14 protein-coding genes are annotated in these 16,755 nt (G+C 66.6%); 5 read left to right on the top strand and 9 right to left on the bottom strand.

Annotated elements, in window-relative coordinates:
• Window positions 1–30: 30 nt before the first annotated feature.
• Complete coding sequence (locus HDC95_RS00490; RefSeq protein ID WP_259061231.1) at window positions 31–1,140, bottom strand: SseB family protein; 1,110 nt, start codon at window positions 1,138–1,140, stop codon at window positions 31–33.
• A gap of 91 nt (window positions 1,141–1,231) precedes the next feature.
• On the opposite strand from HDC95_RS00490, the gene glsA reads away from it, so the two are divergent.
• On the top strand, window positions 1,232–2,614 hold the full coding sequence (gene glsA / locus HDC95_RS00485) for a glutaminase A (protein ID WP_259061230.1): 1,383 nt from the start codon (window positions 1,232–1,234) through the stop codon (window positions 2,612–2,614).
• A 4-nt stretch (window positions 2,615–2,618) separates the two neighbouring features.
• Here the strand turns inward: glsA and HDC95_RS00480 are convergent, their stop codons facing one another.
• Window positions 2,619–5,063 carry an ATP-dependent helicase gene (locus HDC95_RS00480; protein ID WP_259061229.1) on the bottom strand — a complete coding sequence of 815 codons (2,445 nt, stop codon included), beginning with the start codon at window positions 5,061–5,063 and terminating at the stop codon, window positions 2,619–2,621.
• 100 nt (window positions 5,064–5,163) lie between these two features.
• On the opposite strand from HDC95_RS00480, the gene HDC95_RS00475 reads away from it, so the two are divergent.
• Window positions 5,164–5,562 (top strand): YccF domain-containing protein, encoded by a 399-nt coding sequence (locus tag HDC95_RS00475; RefSeq protein ID WP_259061228.1) that lies wholly within the window; start codon window positions 5,164–5,166, stop codon window positions 5,560–5,562.
• 58 nt (window positions 5,563–5,620) lie between these two features.
• On the opposite strand, the gene HDC95_RS00470 is transcribed toward HDC95_RS00475, so the two are convergent.
• Window positions 5,621–8,173, bottom strand: coding sequence for a lamin tail domain-containing protein (locus HDC95_RS00470; RefSeq protein ID WP_259061227.1), 2,553 nt, complete (start codon window positions 8,171–8,173; stop codon window positions 5,621–5,623).
• A gap of 135 nt (window positions 8,174–8,308) precedes the next feature.
• On the bottom strand, window positions 8,309–9,295 hold the full coding sequence (locus tag HDC95_RS00465) for a glycerophosphodiester phosphodiesterase family protein (RefSeq protein ID WP_259061226.1): 987 nt from the start codon (window positions 9,293–9,295) through the stop codon (window positions 8,309–8,311).
• An 88-nt stretch (window positions 9,296–9,383) separates the two neighbouring features.
• Here HDC95_RS00465 and HDC95_RS00460 point away from each other — a divergent pair, with 88 nt between their 5' ends.
• Complete coding sequence (locus tag HDC95_RS00460) at window positions 9,384–10,286, top strand: Bax inhibitor-1/YccA family protein (protein WP_259061225.1); 903 nt, start codon at window positions 9,384–9,386, stop codon at window positions 10,284–10,286.
• A gap of 139 nt (window positions 10,287–10,425) precedes the next feature.
• A complete protein-coding gene (locus HDC95_RS00455) occupies window positions 10,426–10,698 on the top strand; it encodes a GlsB/YeaQ/YmgE family stress response membrane protein (RefSeq protein WP_259061224.1) in 273 nt (90 codons plus the stop codon).
• Between the two features lie 6 nt (window positions 10,699–10,704).
• Here HDC95_RS00455 and HDC95_RS00450 read toward each other — a convergent pair whose 3' ends face one another.
• The 5 genes from HDC95_RS00450 to HDC95_RS00430 form a co-directional block, all read right to left on the bottom strand.
• Window positions 10,705–11,988, bottom strand: a complete 1,284-nt coding sequence (locus HDC95_RS00450) for an RNA polymerase sigma factor (RefSeq protein ID WP_259061223.1) — start codon at window positions 11,986–11,988, stop codon at window positions 10,705–10,707.
• Between the two features lie 17 nt (window positions 11,989–12,005).
• Window positions 12,006–12,431 carry a YciI family protein gene (locus HDC95_RS00445; protein WP_259061222.1) on the bottom strand — a complete coding sequence of 142 codons (426 nt, stop codon included), beginning with the start codon at window positions 12,429–12,431 and terminating at the stop codon, window positions 12,006–12,008.
• A gap of 96 nt (window positions 12,432–12,527) precedes the next feature.
• Window positions 12,528–13,919, bottom strand: a complete 1,392-nt coding sequence (locus HDC95_RS00440) for a glycosyltransferase (RefSeq protein WP_259061221.1) — start codon at window positions 13,917–13,919, stop codon at window positions 12,528–12,530.
• 1 nt (window position 13,920) lies between these two features.
• Complete coding sequence (gene guaA, locus HDC95_RS00435; protein ID WP_259061220.1) at window positions 13,921–15,498, bottom strand: glutamine-hydrolyzing GMP synthase; 1,578 nt, start codon at window positions 15,496–15,498, stop codon at window positions 13,921–13,923.
• Window positions 15,495–16,013 carry a DUF3817 domain-containing protein gene (locus tag HDC95_RS00430; RefSeq protein WP_259061219.1) on the bottom strand — a complete coding sequence of 173 codons (519 nt, stop codon included), beginning with the start codon at window positions 16,011–16,013 and terminating at the stop codon, window positions 15,495–15,497. The genes guaA and HDC95_RS00430 overlap by 4 nt, the downstream gene beginning before the upstream one ends.
• A 98-nt stretch (window positions 16,014–16,111) precedes the next feature.
• Between HDC95_RS00430 and HDC95_RS00425 the strand changes: the two genes are divergently transcribed.
• The gene (locus tag HDC95_RS00425; RefSeq protein ID WP_259061218.1) at window positions 16,112–16,720 is read left to right on the top strand and encodes a glyoxalase; all 609 of its coding nucleotides are present in this window, start codon (window positions 16,112–16,114) and stop codon (window positions 16,718–16,720) included.
• The last annotated feature ends 35 nt before the right edge of the window (window positions 16,721–16,755 follow it).

Below are 16,755 nucleotides of genomic sequence, written 5' to 3'. Positions count from 1 at the left end.
ACTAGGGCGAGCGATCCGAGCGCGGTAGTGTCAGTCGCCGAGATCGACCGCGAGCACCAGCACGGCACCCAGCGCATCGCGCTCCACGATGAGCGATGGGCCCGCAGAGTCGACCAGCACGCCGGCGATTGCGGTGTGGCTCGTGAGCACCTTGGCGAGCTGCTCGGGGGTGAACGGCAACGGCTTGTCGCCGCGGCCGAGAGCGACGACCTCGAGCGGATGCGAGAACACCTGCAGGAAGCGACGACCGTCTGGTGTCCGCGCCTCGGCGATGCCGACCTGTCCGCCACCGGTACCGTCGTTCACCGCGACCCAGACCTTGGTCTTGGCGAGGGCGTCACCGACCTTCTGCGTCGTGTCCTGCTCGCGGGGAGCGGCCAGGAGAGATTTGATCGTCATGTCGACGTCGGCCTGTTCGAGCGCCTTCGTCAGGATCTCGATCGGGAAGACCGCACGGTGCACGCCGGATGCGTTGTCGATGATCAGCCCGCTGAAGTTGCCGGACACGACCTGCTGCAGCACGGCCGTGACGGGCTGTGCCACCGCCGACGTCGCGGTCGGCTCTGTCTCGCGCTGCACGGAATCGCGCACCGCGATGGCCGAACTGAAAGCGAGCATGAACGCGCGCTCACCGTCACGGACGACGGCGACCGACAGCGGTTTTCCCTCACTGATCTGCGTACGTGCATCGCCGTTCACGCGCAGGAAGAGGTGTCCCTGCAGCATCTGACGCAGAACGCCGATCAGCTGCTCGTTGGTCGCGCCCTGCTCGATCTCGGCGAGCGCCGTGCGCAGCAGCACGTTGTCCTTCATGCCGGGAACCGATTCGGTCTGCGCCGGCGGCAGTGCAGGTGCGAGTGGAAGTGTGCGCTTCTCGGGCGCCGCGGGCGCGGAAGCCGTCGGGCGGGGAGCCGCGACAGGACTGCTCGGCTTCGGCTCCTCCGGATCGGGGAGCTTCACCTCTGGGCCGGCGGCCGCGCCGACGCCGCGGAATGCCTGAACCGAGATGCCGATCTCTGGCACCGGTTCGCTGGGCGGCTGCTCCTGCTCGGGTACCTCGTCCGGAGCATCCGCCTCGATCGGCGTCTGCGACTCGGACAGCGCGTCGTCGGTCTTCTTGCGGCGAGAGAACAATGCCATATCGATCAGCCTATCCCGGGCCCGTGCCGGCGAACATCTACAAGGACGCTCCTGGGGATCTGTCGCGCCGGGCCGGCCGTAGCATGGGCCCATGGCAGCCCCAGAGAAGCTCTCCGACATCGTCACGTCCTTTCTCGACGTCGTGCATGATCGGCTCGTCGTTGACAGACGAGGTGCGGTCGCCGACTACATCCCGGAACTGGCGGGAGCCGACCCGGAGCAGTTCGGGATCGCCCTGTGCGGGCTCAACGGCCGCGTGTATGAAAGCGGCGACACCGGCGTGGAGTTCACGATCCAATCCGCCTCGAAGCCGTTCGTGTACTCGCTGGCTCTCGACGATCAGGGGCTGGATGCCGTGCACGACAGGGTCGGAGCGGAGCCCAGCGGGGAGGCGTTCAATTCCGTCAAGCTCGAGGCCGGCACCGGTCGACCGCCGAACCCGATGGTCAACGCGGGCGCGATCGTCACGACGTCGCTCGTCACAGGGCTCTCCCCCGAGGAGCGCTTCGGACGGATCCTCGCTCGTCTCAGTGCTTTCGCCGGTCGCGAGCTGAGCGTGGATGACGCAGTGCTGGCCTCGGAGCAGGAATCGGGCGATCGCAATCGTGCACTCGCCTACCTCATGCGCGGCGCCGGCTCCCTCACTGCCCCGGTGTCTGACACTCTCGACACGTACTTCCGGCAGTGCTCTGCGCTCGTCACGGCGCGCGACCTCGCCGTGATGGGGGCGACCCTCGCGAACGGCGGAGTGAACCCGCTGACGGGTATGCGTGTGACCAGCGCAGAGACCTGCCAGCACGTCATGACGATCATGGCCACCTGCGGAATGTACGACTACGCAGGTGAATGGCTGCTGAGAGCCGGGCTTCCGGCGAAGTCGGGGGTGGCGGGCGGACTCGTCGCGAGTTCGCCTGGCGAGTTCGGTCTCGGGCTGTTCAGCCCGAGACTGGATGCGAGTGGTGCGAGCGTGCGCGGTGTCGTGGCTGCTCAGCAGCTCGCGACGCGCTTCGGGCTTCACGTGCTGCATCGTCCGCTGACGCTGTCAGCCGCGGAGGTGACCGCCGCGAACGACGAACTCGCCGCAGGACTCGGCGCCGAGCAGGATGCCGTCGCCGCCCGGATCCTGCAGGAGAACGCCGATGACCTGGCCGTGTGGCGTCTGCGCGGCTACATCGACTTCGACGGAGCCGAGCGGCTGCTGTTGGATCTCGACGCGTGGCTCGATGCGCGACCGGCCGATCGCGATTCACCGGCGGTCATCGTCCTGGATCTCACCGAGGTGACACAGCTGCAATCCGTCGCGGTGTGGATGCTCGCCGCTCTCGCCACCTGGTGCGGCGCGCGTGGCATGCGAGTCATCGCGAGCGACCCGCAGGGCCGCAGTCTCGGAGTCGCCGGCTTCGCACAATCTGCCGCTTTCGACGACGCCGTGCGTGATGCGGCGGCCATGACCGGTGCGAACCCGAACGACTGAGCCGTTACAGCTTCTCTATCGGCGCGATCTTGATGAGGAGCTTCTTCAGCCCCGCCGTCTCGAACCGCACATGGGCGATGCGCTTCGCGCCTTCTCCGGTGACAGCGTCCACCCGCCCCTCGCCGAAGTCGGAGTGGCGGATGCGGTCGCCCGCGGTGAGTTCGAGGTCGCCGTTGTCGCGCACCTTGCCCGTGACCCTGTTGGGGAACTTGTCCATCGAGGTCGACAGCGGCTTGAGACTGTCGCGCGGGGCGAGCGGCTTGACGCCGAAGCGGTCGCCGCCGCCGCCGAAGCCTCCGCTGCGCCTCGCATTGAGCGCGCGGGACTGCGTGCCGCCGCGGGAGTTCACGTCTCCAGGCGACTGCCGCCAGTCGACCAGGTCGCCCGGAATCTCCTGCAGGAACCGGCTCGGCATCGCCACCGTCACCTCGCCGAACTGGGCGCGGGTCATCGCGAGGGACAGGTGCAGGCGCTTGCGCGCACGCGTGATGCCGACGTAGAACAGCCGGCGCTCCTCCTGCGGCCCGCCGGGCTCTCCCGCCGAGATGCGGTGCGGGATGAGATCTTCCTCGACGCCGGTCACGAACACCGCGTCGTACTCGAGCCCCTTGGCGGTGTGCATCGTCATCATCGACACCGAACCGGATTCGTCGTCCAGATCATCGGCGTCGGCGACCAGAGCGACCTCGGTGAGGAAGTCGACGATCGTGCCGTCGGGGTTGTTGCGTGCGAAGTCGCGGGTGACGGCGACCAGCTCATCGAGGTTCTCGACACGCGCTTCGTCTTGGGGATCACGACTTGCGCGCAGCGCATCGAGGTAGCCGCTCTTCGCGAGCAGCAGCGTGAGACCCTCAGCCACGGAGGTCGACGGCGGCACCTCGCCGGACGACGGCAGCAGGATCTCCGTCGCTTCTTTCAGCACAGCATCCAGCTGGCCGATGCCCGCCTGGATCTTCGGGCCGACGCCGAGCTGGCCAGGCACCGCCAGCGCCTCGCGGAACGAGATGCCGTGATCCTCGGCGAAGCGCGCGATCGCAGTCTCGGTCACATCGCCGATGCCACGACGCGGCTTGTTGAGGATGCGTCGCACCGACATCTCGTCGGCGGGGTTCGCGACCGCGATGAGATACGCCATGGCGTCTTTGATCTCGGCGCGCTCGTAGAACTTCGTGCCGCCCATGATCTTGTACGGCACGGCCGAGCGGATGAAGATCTCCTCCAGCGCGCGCGACTGCGAGTTCGTGCGGTAGAACACCGCCATCTCGGAGTAGGGCATGCCGGAGCGGTGCAGCGCCTCGACCTCGTCGGCGACGAACTGCGCCTCATCGTGCTGCGAGTAGCCGGTGAACCCGACGATCTTGTCGCCCGCTCCCCTGTCACTCCAGAGCTTCTTGTCCTTGCGATCGAAGTTGTTGCCGATCACGGCGTTCGCCGCCGAGAGGATGTTCTGCGTCGAGCGGTAGTTCTGCTCGAGCAGCACGACGCGCGCCCCGGGGAAGTCGCGTTCGAACTCGCTGATGTTGCGGATGTCCGCCCCGCGGAACGCGTAGATCGACTGATCCGAGTCGCCGACCACCGTGAGTGATGCCCCCGCGAGCTCGGGAGTCGTCTCGGGTTCGAAGATCATCATGCCGTTAGAGGCATATGGATCGGGAGCGTCGGCCGAGACGGGGCGCGTGAGCTCGTGAATGAGTGCGTACTGGGCGTGGTTGGTGTCCTGGTATTCGTCGACGAGGATGTGCCGGAACCGGCGACGGTAGGTGTCGGCGACCTTCGGAAACGCCCGGAAGAGGAACACGGTCTGGCCGATGAGGTCGTCGAAGTCGAACGCGTTGGCCTTGCGCAGCTGCCGCTGGTAGTCGGAGAAGATCTCGACGAACTTCCGCTCGGCGGGGTCGGACATATTGGCCTGGCGGGCGAACGACTCGGCGTCGGACAGCTCGTTCTTGAGCTTCGAGATGCGCGACTGCGTGGATGCCGGAGTCAGGCCGTACGCATCTGCCTCGTGCTCCTTCACCAGCCGCTTGATCAACGCGCGCGAGTCACCGGAGTCGTAGATCGTGAACGACTTCGTGAAGCCGAACTGGTCGGCCTCACGGCGAAGGATGCGCACGCAGGCGGAGTGGAACGTCGAGATCCACATACCGCGAGCGGCGTCACCGACGAGATCGACGACGCGCTCGCGCATCTCGCCCGCAGCTTTGTTGGTGAACGTGATCGCGAGGATCTGGCTCGGCCAGGCTTCCCGCCCTCGGAGCAGCGAGGCGATGCGGCGCGTGAGCACGCTGGTCTTGCCCGAACCGGCACCCGCGACGATGAGCAGCGCCGGGCCGCGATAAGTGACGGCCTCGAGCTGCTGCGGATTCAGCCCGGCGAGGAGGTCGTCTTGCCCCTCCGCGCCGGAAGAGCGGGGGCCGGTCGATCCGGGGACGATGAGAGCTTCGGTCATGACCTATTGAGTCTAAGCCGCGCCACCGACGTTGAACCCTCACTCATACAGCGCACGTGCATCCAGCGCACTCCCGGCTGGGACTGCCACAATCGGCCTCATGCGCACGATCCTCAACGTCATCTGGCTGGTCTTGTCGGGATTCTGGCTGTTCCTGGGCTACATGCTCGCGGGCATCATCCTGTGCATCCTGATCGTCACGATCCCCTGGGGCATCGCCTCGTTCCGCATCGCCGGCTACGCTCTCTGGCCGTTCGGTCGCCAGATCGTCGAGAAGCCCAAGAGCGGCATCGGCGCCTTCCTCGGCAACGTGATCTGGGTCGTGCTCGCGGGCTGGTGGCTCGCGATCGCTCACATCGTCTCGGGCATCGCGTTGTGCATCACGATCATCGGCATCCCGATGGGCATCGCCGACTTCAAGATGGTGCCGATCTCACTCATGCCGCTCGGCAAGGAGATCGTCTCGACCCGCAGAGGCCCGTTCGACTCGAAGCGCTGACCAGTCGGAGCGGATACCGAAGGCGCGTGGAGCGTCCTGCTCCACGCGCCTTCGGCATTCAGGCCGCGTGACGCCGCCGTCGCACGGCTGCGGACACTGCTCCCGCAATCAAGAGTCCCAACGCGAGCACGAGGGCGCCCACCGGGAGTTCCGCGCCCGTGGTCGCGAGCCCAGCGCCACCGGCGGCCTCTTCCGTTGCGCCCGGTCGGCCTTCACCGTCACCGGAACCGCCGGTGCCCTCTCCCGAACCCTCACCCGGTCCTTCGCCCGGCCCCTCGCCACCACCGGCTGCAGCCGGCAGAGTGCCGGTGCGCAGCGCCTCGGAGGCGAAGCCATCGGCGAACCACCACACCGGACGCTGACCGTTCGAGGCGAGCGAGGCCGGCGCCGTCGCGAAGCCCTCGTTGTTGATGTCGGGCAGGCCCGCTGCGCGCGCGAAGTGAGCGATGCCGGGCTCTGCCGTGCCGTTGAGCGTGATCTGCGCCGACGCCCCGTGGCATCCGTCATCGCACACAGCCCACATCACGCCGAGCACCGAGTCGTAGTCGAGCGCCATGACGCCTGCAAGACCCGGGTCGATCGTCGAGACGAGCTGCGCCGAGCCGTCGGCGCTCAGCGCGAACGCGTACACGCCGCCGTTGTCCTCGACCGCGACGAAGAAGAGGCCCGCGTTCTTGCCGGCGTACTCAGCCGGGTCGTAAGCCGCCTGGGCCTCGTCATCGAAGAGCTTGCCAGTGAGCGCGGCATCCGGCACCCACTCGACCGCCTCGATGCCGAGGTTCGCACCGACGGCGGGCAACAGAGCGGTGAGATCCCATTCGGTCAGTGCCACGAGATCGGGGCCCGGACCGTTCGGGTCGACCTGCAGGATCTTGTTCTCGTTGACGCCCTTGGCACTGTTGTCGCGCTCGGATGCGACATAGACAAGGCCGTCGGCGTCGGTCGTGATCCCCTCGGTGTCGGGACCTGCGGCGCCGGGGTTCTCGGCGTCTTTCTGGAAGCGCACGCGCTTGCCCGCTGCCCAGCCGTCGACCATCGAGACCGAACCGTCGGCTGCGGCCTTCAGCTTCCAGATGCGTCCCTCGCCGTTGTCCACCGCCCAGAGGAAGGTGCCGTCCGCGGTCTCCTGGATGTCGAGACCCGAGCCGTCCTCGAGGAACATCGGCGCGGTGTCCAACACCCGCACGTCTGCGGATCCGGGCCACGTGGCGAGGTCGATCTCACCGCCGCCGTCACCGCCGCCTTCGCAGTCGTTCACCACGGCTTTGGTCGAGACGGGGACATCCACGAACTCGCCGCCGCAGCGCGCCCAGACGCCGTTCGCATGGTCCGCGTAGACGTGCTCGTCGACGGTCGTGCCGTTCGCATCGCGCACCGTGACGGTGTCACCGCCACCGAGGCCGAACACGAAGTTCGTCGGCTGGTCGAACACGAAGTATCCGCCTGCCGCGAGCAGCGTGCCTGCAGGCAGCGGCGTGGTCTCGGCCTCGTGACCGGCCGGCTTGTCGTCCATCACGGTCCAGCCGGAGATGTCGACGGCAGCCGTACCCGCGTTGTACACCTCGACCCAGTCGGTGGCGTCGCCGTTCGACTCGATCTCATTGATCACGACTGCAGGGAGCGCGCAGGCGTTGGACGCTCCGGATGTCGGCGTCGCGAGCGCGAAGGCACCCTCGCCGTCGATGCAGCGGGCGAGCGTCGCCGCGGCGAAGTCGCCGTCGATCGCGGCGTGCCCCTCCCACGGCTGGGTGTCGTCGATGAGTGCACCGGATGTGTCGAACAGCCGGATGCGGTCGGCCGAGCCGATGCCGATCGGGTCGCGGAATGCCGTCTCGACGCCGTCGACGATGCCGATCGTGCCCTCCTCGACGACCAGGAACCCGCCTGCGGGAATCGAGGTGCCGGGCGCGAACTGCCAGCGGTGGTCATCGGAGTTGTCGCGGATCTCGTATTCCGACACGTCGAATGCCGTCTCGCCCGGATTGTAGAACTCCACCCAGTCAGCGGGCTGCGAGTCGACCTCGTTTATGAAGACCGAACCGGCGACCGGCTCCTCCGGCTCCTCGGGTTCTTCAGGAACCACCTCGAAGGTGTTCTCCGTGCCCTTCGTCGAGGCGGCCGTGATGCCCCAGACCAGCTCGCCGTTCACATCCTGCGCGCCCCAGCTCGGCACAGCATGCGTGCCTTCGGGCCAGGTCGTCTGCAGCAGAGGCTCAGCGCCATTGGCGTCGCCAGGTGCGAACACGCGCACGCTGTCGCCCTTGCCGAGCCCGAAGTCGAAGTCGCCCTCTCCGGAATCGGACAGCGTGTCGATGACGAGATACTCGCCAGGCGTCACGATCGTCCCCTCGGGGAACGTATACGGGTTCTTCTCGCTGTTGTCCTGGACGATGTACCCGCTCAGGTCGACGTCAGCGTCGGAGTGGTTGTAGAACTCGATCCAATCGTCGGGGCTGCCGCTGTTGGACACGACTTCGTTGATCCGTACGCCGAGTGGCGCCTCGGCATCAACAGCAGTGGCGCCGAGGGCAGAGGTGGGGACGGCGAGCAGCAGGGTGGCGCTCATCGCGCACACTGCCGTCGTCGCGAACCCGCGTTGCAGGCGAGACATGTGACTCCAGGGTCAGAAGAGGGACGGGATGCGTCCAGACCATCGAGTCGCGCTTAAATTTCTGAGTCGGGAAGGTGTACCCCGCGTGAACGGGCCATGGCCGACAAGCGCTCGTATCCGAGCGTGCACGCGTGTTCAGCTGCGGAAGAATGCGACTCCGAGATCGGGATGGTCCACGAACACCCCATCGATGCCGGAGTCCGCCAAGACCGTCCACTCCGACTCGTAGTCGCCGAATGCCGACTTGCCGCCGTCACCGCGGAACTCTGCAGCGAGGAAGGAGTTCTCAGGTCGCGCCGTCCAGGTGAACACCTTCAGGCCCCTTGCGTGCGCATCGGCGACGATCGTGTTGCCCTTGGCCAACAGCATCCGCTTGTTGACGCTGATGCCGTCGACCTCTCCGACCAGTGCGTCCAGTCCCTGCGGCGTGACCGTCGCCTTGTACGTGGCGGCGGCCTTGCCGTGCGCAACGAGCTGATCGTACGGACGACCGGATGCCTCGATGAGATAGATGTAGGACGCGGGTATGTCCCTGTCGCGCAGCTGCGCGAGGACTGTGGGCTCGAAAGCCTCGATGATCAGGGGAAGCTCTCCTTCGGCCCAACCTGCCGCCTGAAGGTCGCGGACGATCATGGGCACCAGATCCAACCCGATGCCGGCGAAATAGGTGGCATGCTTGATCTCGAGCACGACCCCGATCTCGCGGCCGTGCTCGGCAGAGGCGTCGCGCACGATGTCGAGCACATCCGTCAACCGCAGCACACCCTGCCCGCCGTTGAAGGTCGCGCTCGCTGCACGCACTGCCGGAATTCGCTCCGTCGTGCGCAGGGTGGCGATCTCGTCCCAGGTGAAGTCTTCGGTGAACCACCCCGTCAGCGCCTGCCCGTCGACGCGCTTGGTCGTCTTGCGATCGGCGAACTCCGGATGATCTGCCACATCCGTGGTGCCGGAGATCTCGTTCTCGTGACGCACGACCAGCATGCCGTCCTTCGTGGCCACGATGTCGGGTTCGACCGCGTCCACACCCATCGCGAGGGCGAGTTCATACGAGGACCGACTGTGCTCCGGCCGGTAACCGGGTGCTCCACGATGGCCGATGACGAGCGGTGACCTCCTGGGCATGCTCTCAGCGTAGAACACCCCATACATCACAAAGCCCGGGTATCGTTGAGGAAAGCGACCTTAAGACCCACTCGGAGTGAGGCCCACCATGAGCAATTTCGCATTCAACAACCCGGCGTTCCAGAAGCAGGATCCGCGGAACGTCGCGACCTATCCCGGCGCGGCTGGCGCCCAGGGCGCGCAGACTGCATCGCTGGCACACGCGGGCATGGATGCTGCCGCCAACGCACAGCTCGAAGGAATGTACGCCGCACCGCCGGCAGGCGCCATCGAGACCGACCGCATGAGCGTCGAGGACACCGTCTGGAAGACCGCGGGTCTCTTCGCGATTCTGCTGGTCACAGCGGTCGTCGGCTGGGTGTGGACACTGGGCGGCGTCAGCGTCGACCCGAGGGCCGGCGTATCGATGCTTCCGATGATCGTCGGTGGTCTCGGCGGCTTCGTTCTCGCCATGATCATCACCTTCACCTCCCGTAAGAAGGTGCGCCCCGCGCTGATCTTCGCCTATGCGGCATTCGAGGGTGTTTTCGTCGGTGGCATCTCGGCCTTCTTCGAACTCCTCTACCCCGGCATCGTCGTGCAGGCCACTCTCGCGACCGTCGCCGTCGTCGGTGTGACCCTGGCGCTCTTCGCGAGCGGCAAGATCCGCGCGTCCAAGAAGATGACCAAGATCTTCATGATCGCCATGGTCGGCTACCTCGCCTTCTCGCTGCTGAACCTCGTCCTCATGTGGACCGGCGTGAACCAGAATGCATTCGGACTGCGCAGCGTCGAGATCATGGGTATTCCGCTCGGCCTCATCATCGGAGTGCTCGTCGTATTCATGGCGGCCTATTCGCTGGTGCTCGATTTCGATCAGATCCAGCAGGGCGTGCGCAACGGCGCACCCCGCGTTTACGGCTGGGTCGGCGGCTTCGGCATCATGGTCACGGTCGTCTGGCTCTACGTCGAGATCCTGCGCATCATCGCCATCGCCCGCGGCAGTAATTGACCGCTGCGATATATGCAGAAAGGCCCCATCTCTTCGGAGATGGGGCCTTTCCCATATTCACGACACGCGCGCAAGGGGGTGGTTTTTATGCGGAGTCAGGAGCATAGTTACTTCACCGCAGCAGAAAGGGGATTGTCTCATGGGTTTCCTCGCATTTCTTATCCTCGGATTGATCGCCGGAGCGATCGCGAAACTGATCCTGCCGGGTAAGCAGGGTGGCGGATGGCTCGTCACGCTCCTCCTCGGTGTCGTCGGAGCCATGCTCGGCGGCTGGATCGGCGGAATGCTCTTCGGCGTCGGCCTCAACGAGTTCTGGAGCCTGTCCACGTGGGCTCTCGCGATCGGCGGCGCGATCATCGTGTTGCTGATCTATGGTCTGATCGTGGGCCGCGGCGACAGGGTCCGCGACTAGATCTGACTACTCGGAGGCTTTCGCCTCCAGAAGGGCCCGTTCCCGTTCGTTGCCCGCGAGTCTCGCGGCCGTGGCGAACTCGGAACGGGCCTCTTCTCTACGTCCGAGGCGAAGCAACATCTCGCCACGCGTCGCGGGCAGCAGGTGATATCCCCTCAGCGCATCGGACGCCGCGAGCTGGTCGATGATGTGCAGAGCGGATGCCGGGCCAGTGGCCATCGCGACGGCCGCAGCCCTGTTCAAATCGATGACAGGCGAGGGCGCGATGCGCCCCAGCGCCTCGTAGAGCACCACGATGCGGTCCCAGTCGGTGTCCTCCACCGATGCGGCGACCGCGTGGCATTCGGCGATCGCCGCCTGCAGCCCGTACGCCGTGCGGCCCCCGCCGAGGCCGTCGGCCGCGGCCAGCGCGGCACGGCCGCGGGAGATGCGCCCTCGATCCCACCGTGACCGATCCTGATCGGCGAGCAGCACAGGATCACCGTTCGCGTCCACCCGAGCAGGAAAACGTGCGGCGGTGAGCTCCATCAAAGCGAGCAGGCTGTGTGCGTCGCGCTCTGTCGGGACGAGAGCCGTGAGCACGCGGGTGAGGCGGACGGCCTCGTCACCGAGTTCTGGACGCATCCAGTCCGAGCCGCTGCTGGCGGCGTGAGCTTCGTTGAAGATCAGATAGAGCACGCCGAAGATCGCACTCAACCGCTCCGCGTACTCCTCGCGCGGCGGCACCTCGAAGGGCACATTCGCGGCGGCCAGCGTCTTCTTCGCGCGCACGATGCGCTGTTGAATCGTGGCGACGGGCACCAGGAACGCCCGTGCGATCTGCTCGCTGCTGAGACCTGCGACCACGCGCAGGGTCAATGCGACCCGCGCCTCGCGGGAAAGGACCGGGTGGCACGACACGAACACCAGCCGCAGCACGTCGTCATCGATCATATCGGGATCCCAGGGGTCGGCGTCCGCATCCTCCGCAAGTTCGCGCTCGAGGTCATGCGCGATCACGGCCAGCCGATCATCGAGACGCTCCTGCCGGCGCCAGCCATCTATCGCCTTGCGTTTCGCGACCGCAGTGAGCCAGGCCGCAGGGTTGCGCGGCACGCCCTCCGTCGGCCACTGCTTCAGCGCATCTATGAGCGCTTCCTGGGCGAGGTCTTCGGCCTGCCCGAAGTCACCGACCATGCGGGTGAGCGTCGCGACGATCTTCGCCGATTCGATGCGCCAGACCGCGGCGACGGAGCGCTCCACACTGCTGGTGGAGCGCTCCGTGACGTCATGCGGGTCGGGACCGGTCATGTCACTGCCATGCGGTCTCACTGCTGAGCGCGCTGCGCCTGCTCTTCGCGCCAGCCCTCTTCCTTCTGTATCCACTCGTTGTCGGCCGGAAAGTCCTCCATCTCGGTGACGCGACGCACTTCGAGGAAAGCGCCCGGTCCGAGCGGTGCGCGCTTCGCCCACTCCGCTGCTTCCTCGCGTGTCGAGACCTCGATGATCCAGAACCCGTTGAAGAGCTCCTTCGTCTCGCCGTAAGGGCCGTCTGTGACGAGCGGCGCCTCTGCCGAGAAGTCGACGACGAAGCCTTCTGCAGCGTCGGTGAGGCCCTCGCCCGCGAGCAGCACTCCTGCCTTCATCATCGACTCGTTGTACTTGCCCATCGCCTCGATGATCTGCTCGAACGGGATCTCCTTGTATGCATCGATACCCGAGTCATCCGCACGCATGATCAGCATGAACTTCATGTTCTTCTCCTTGGTTCGGGGGATCGTTTTCGACCCTCTCACTAAGACGTCGAACGGGAAAGACTCAGATCGACATCTGCGGAGAAAAGTTCTGAATCAGCGGCGAGGTGGTGCGGCGAGGACCTCGCGCACGGTGGCCGCGAACGCCTCGGTCGCGCGCTCCGCACTCCATGCGGATGCCGCGACCGGCGCCTCGGCGACCAGACGGTCATACAGCTCACGGTCGGTCAGGACCGCACGCACCGCTTCGGCGAGCGCGGCCTCATCGCCATCGGGCACGAGGATTCCGCCGCCGGCGCCCAACAGGTCGCCCGGCCCGTAACGCACGTCGTACGCGACCACCGGCACATCGTGCAGCAGCGCCTCGAGGATCGACAGCCCCTGCCCCTCGAACGCCGTGGACGTGACCACGACGGACGCACGGTCGAGCACTCGCCCCGGCGCATCCGTATGGCCGGCGAGCATGACGCGCGAACCGGCGCCGAGTTCGTCGATCAGCATCTGCAGCGCGTCGTGCTCCGCTCCCCCACCCCAGATCTCCATACGGGATCCGGTGACGTCCGCTGCGAGGAATGCGCGGATCGAATGGTCGACGCGTTTACCAGGCGCCAGGCGTCCGAGCACCACGACGAGCCCAGGCTCACGCTCGACCGACCTTGCTCCGGGAACGGGCGCCGCGTTGGGGATCACGACGTTGCGGATCCGTTCGCCGAACCGCCGGGCGACGTCATCCCGCTGGGTCCTGGTCGGCCACGCCACGGCGTCGAAGCGATCCGCAAGCGCGAACCAGCGCGTCCACAGGGCATTCATGGCGGCATCCGGAGTGTAGGGGGGCTCCAGATGCATGGTGTGGATCGTGTGGATGATGCGCACGCGGGGGTCGTCCCAGTCGGCGATCAGCTCCCCCAGCTGTCGCGATTCGCAGATGACCACGATCGGTGTGTGACCGAACGCCGCCGTGACCTCGTGCAGCCACGCGTTGTACAGGCCGCGGAATCCGGCCACCCCGCCGATCACCCGTGCGGTCTCGTCGTAGATGAGCACCGGTTCTTCAGTGAGGTGCCAGTCGGGATCGCCCGGTATCACCGGCAGCGCCACGAACGGCCTATCCTCCGCATCTCGCAGCACGCGATACTCACGGTCGGGCGCGCGCATCGTCAGGTCTGCGGATGCGGTATCGCGCAGCCACGCGGCGGCACCGCCCGCGGCACCCACCGCCTCATCGAACAGGTTGCGCATGCGCGCCGGATCCGCGATCGCCCCGCGTCGCGCGAACGTCGCCCGCTGTGCGGCGTGGGATGCGGCATCCGCCGGGTCGAAGGTGAGCAGCAGCGGGCCGGCACCGTCGGCGACGCCGGCTGCGGCGAGCTGCCGCGCGCGCGAAAGCGTCGCGATCGTATAGCCCCCGTCGAGGTCGGGGACCAGCCGGCTGGAGAGCACGAGGTACTCCGCCCCCGGCAGCACGGAATCTAGCGCGACCCCGTCCACATCACTCCCACTCGATCGTCCCCGGCGGCTTGGACGTGACGTCGAGTACCACGCGGTTCACATCGCGCACGCTGTTGGTGATCCGGTTCGAGATCTTGGACAGCACATCGTAGGGAAGGCGGGTCCAGTCGGCCGTCATGGCGTCTTCGCTGGAGACCGGGCGCAGCACGATCGGGTGACCGTAGGTGCGGCCGTCACCCTGCACGCCCACCGAGCGCACGTCGGCGAGCAGCACCACGGGGCACTGCCAGATCTCGTTGTCGAGGCCGGCTTTGGTCAGCTCTTCGCGGGCGATGGCGTCGGCCTCGCGCAGAATCTCGAGGCGGTCAGCGGTGACCTCACCCACGATGCGGATGCCGAGGCCTGGCCCCGGAAACGGCTGCCGTCCGACGATCGCCTCCGGGAGGCCGAGGTCACGGCCGATCTGGCGCACCTCGTCCTTGAACAGCGTGCGCAGCGGCTCGATGAGCTCGAAGTCGAGGTCTTCTGGGAGCCCACCGACGTTGTGATGCGATTTGATGTTCGCCGTGCCGGTGCCGCCGCCCGACTCGACCACGTCGGGGTAGAGCGTGCCCTGCACGAGGAACTTGATCGGCTCGCCCTCGGCCTTGGCCTCGGTGACCAGGTCGAGCTGCACCTTCTCGAACGCGCGGATGAACTCGCGCCCGATGATCTTGCGCTTCTGCTCTGGATCGCTGACACCCTTCAGATGGCCGAGGAACGTGTCGGCTGCATCCACCGTGATGAGACGCACTCCGGTCGAGGCGACGTAGTCCTGCTCGACCTGCTCTCGCTCCCCCTTGCGGAGCAGTCCGTGATCGACGAACACCGCGGTGAGCTGGTCGCCGATCGCCTTGTGCACGAGGGCCGTCGACACCGCAGAGTCGACACCGCCGGAGAGTGCGGAGATGACCCGGGCGGAGCCGACCTGCTCGCGGATGCGGGCGACCTGCTCTTCGATGACGTTGCCGCTGTTCCAGTCGGATGCCAGGCCCGCAGCCTTGTGCAGGAAGTTCTCGATGACCTCCTGGCCGTGATCGGAGTGCTTGACCTCCGGATGCCACTGCACGCCGTAGAAGCGCTTCTCGGCACTCCCGAAGGCCGCGACGGGTGTGTCAGCGGTGGAGGCGAGGACCTCGAAGCCCTCCGGCGCGCGGGCGACCTGATCGCCATGGCTCATCCACACGTTCTGGGTGTCCGGCTGTCCGCCGAGCAGTACGCCGCCGGAGCCTGCGAGCACAGCATCCGTCGCACCGTACTCGCGGAGACCGGTGTTGGCGACCTCGCCACCGAGTGCGCGGGCCATGACCTGGAATCCGTAGCAGATGCCGAGTGTCGGGACGCCGAGGTCGAAGATGTCGCCGTCGAGCGCGGGCGCACCCTCCTCGTAGACCGACGAGGGCCCGCCGGAGAGGATGAGAGCGACCGGATTCTTCTCGGCGATGTCGGCGGCGCTCGCCGTGTGCGGCACGATCTCGCTGTAGACGCCCGCCTCGCGGACGCGGCGGGCGATGAGCTGCGCGTACTGCGCGCCGAAATCGACGACGAGGACGGGACGCTGTGCGGTGTCGGCGCTCATCGCGCTGCCTCCTGGGTTTCTGAGGTCGTGGCGGCTGTGGCCGCCTCATGTGAAGCGAGGTACGCCCTGACCTCGCGGGAGACCTTGGCCTCCATGATGAACGAGAGCGCCGGGATGACGCCACCGAGCGCGAGCGTGATGAAACGGCTGAACGGCCAGCGCATCAGGCTCCACAGGCGGAACACCGCGAAGAGGTACACGACATAGAACCAGCCGTGCGCCACGAGGATGAACAGCGACAGGTTCGCACCGTCACCAGCGGAGACGAGATCGCAGCCCATTCCGCCCGGCACGAAGAGGGAGAACCACTGGCATGCCTCGCCGACGATGACCGGCGCGAACCAGAGGAGGCCTCCGGAGCCACCGGCGAACAGCTCGACGTGCGTGGGGCTGTACTTCAAGATCATCTCGGCCAGCAGCAGAAGCAGCATGACACCCGTGATGATGGATGCGATCTGATAGAACTTCAGCGCCCCGCGGATCTTCGGGAAGGAGGCAGCTTTCGGTTCTGGCATGCAGTCAAGTCTACCCGGGGCTCGCCATGAGCTCGGTCGTCACGCATCGAGCAGGAATCAAGAAGCGCACCGGGCGGTCCGTTCGTAGCGTGGAGCATATGGACACCATCGAAAGCATCACACTCGAAGTCGCCGACCTGTCGGCCGCCGAAGTGTTCTACGCGCAAGCGTTCTCGCTCGGCGACCGGCTCCGCCTTCGTCAGTCGGATGCCGCGACCTCCGGGTTCCGCGGATACACGCTCTCGCTCATCGTGTCGCAACCCGCGAACGCGCAGCTGCTGCTCGGCGACGCGATCGTCGCCGGCGCCACCGCGACCAAGCCCGCAGCCAAGTCGCTGTGGGGCTTCGGCGGCGCGGTCCAGGCGCCGGACGGCGCAGTGTGGAACATCGCCACCTCGTCTAAGAAGGACACCGCACCGCCGACCCGCACGATCGACAGCATCGTGCTGCTGCTCGGCGTCGACGACGTCAAAGCCAGCAAGGCGTTCTACGTCGAGCGGGGCATTCCCGTCGGCAAGAGCTTCGGCAGCTACGTCGACTTCAAGACTTCAGAGAGCTCGATCGGCCTGGGGCTGTACAAGCGCGCAGCGCTCGCCAAGTCCGTCGACATCCCCGCCGAGGGGTCGGGATCGCACCGCATCACGATCCAGGGGTCACTGGGCGAGGTCACCGACCCGGACGGCTTCCAGTGGGAAGGAGGCGCCTGATCCGGCACACGACGGAGGCCGCCGGGATCACTCCC

The sequence above is a fragment of the Microbacterium sp. AK031 genome (genome assembly GCF_024807145.1).
In the GTDB taxonomy this organism is placed as follows: domain Bacteria; phylum Actinomycetota; class Actinomycetes; order Actinomycetales; family Microbacteriaceae; genus Microbacterium.
Note: the sequence above shows the minus strand (reverse complement) of the source record. Positions and strands in the feature narration are given on the sequence as shown.

Coding starts and splice junctions, on each gene's coding strand:
- HDC95_RS00490 (WP_259061231.1), bottom strand. CDS start 1,140: ATGGCATTGTTCTCTCGCCGCAAGAAGACCGACGACGCGCTGTCCGAG.
- glsA (WP_259061230.1), top strand. CDS start 1,232: ATGGCAGCCCCAGAGAAGCTCTCCGACATCGTCACGTCCTTTCTCGAC.
- HDC95_RS00480 (WP_259061229.1), bottom strand. CDS start 5,063: ATGACCGAAGCTCTCATCGTCCCCGGATCGACCGGCCCCCGCTCTTCC.
- HDC95_RS00475 (WP_259061228.1), top strand. CDS start 5,164: ATGCGCACGATCCTCAACGTCATCTGGCTGGTCTTGTCGGGATTCTGG.
- HDC95_RS00470 (WP_259061227.1), bottom strand. CDS start 8,173: ATGTCTCGCCTGCAACGCGGGTTCGCGACGACGGCAGTGTGCGCGATG.
- HDC95_RS00465 (WP_259061226.1), bottom strand. CDS start 9,295: ATGCCCAGGAGGTCACCGCTCGTCATCGGCCATCGTGGAGCACCCGGT.
- HDC95_RS00460 (WP_259061225.1), top strand. CDS start 9,384: ATGAGCAATTTCGCATTCAACAACCCGGCGTTCCAGAAGCAGGATCCG.
- HDC95_RS00455 (WP_259061224.1), top strand. CDS start 10,426: ATGGGTTTCCTCGCATTTCTTATCCTCGGATTGATCGCCGGAGCGATC.
- HDC95_RS00450 (WP_259061223.1), bottom strand. CDS start 11,988: ATGACCGGTCCCGACCCGCATGACGTCACGGAGCGCTCCACCAGCAGT.
- HDC95_RS00445 (WP_259061222.1), bottom strand. CDS start 12,431: ATGAAGTTCATGCTGATCATGCGTGCGGATGACTCGGGTATCGATGCA.
- guaA (WP_259061220.1), bottom strand. CDS start 15,498: ATGAGCGCCGACACCGCACAGCGTCCCGTCCTCGTCGTCGATTTCGGC.
- HDC95_RS00430 (WP_259061219.1), bottom strand. CDS start 16,013: ATGCCAGAACCGAAAGCTGCCTCCTTCCCGAAGATCCGCGGGGCGCTG.
- HDC95_RS00425 (WP_259061218.1), top strand. CDS start 16,112: ATGGACACCATCGAAAGCATCACACTCGAAGTCGCCGACCTGTCGGCC.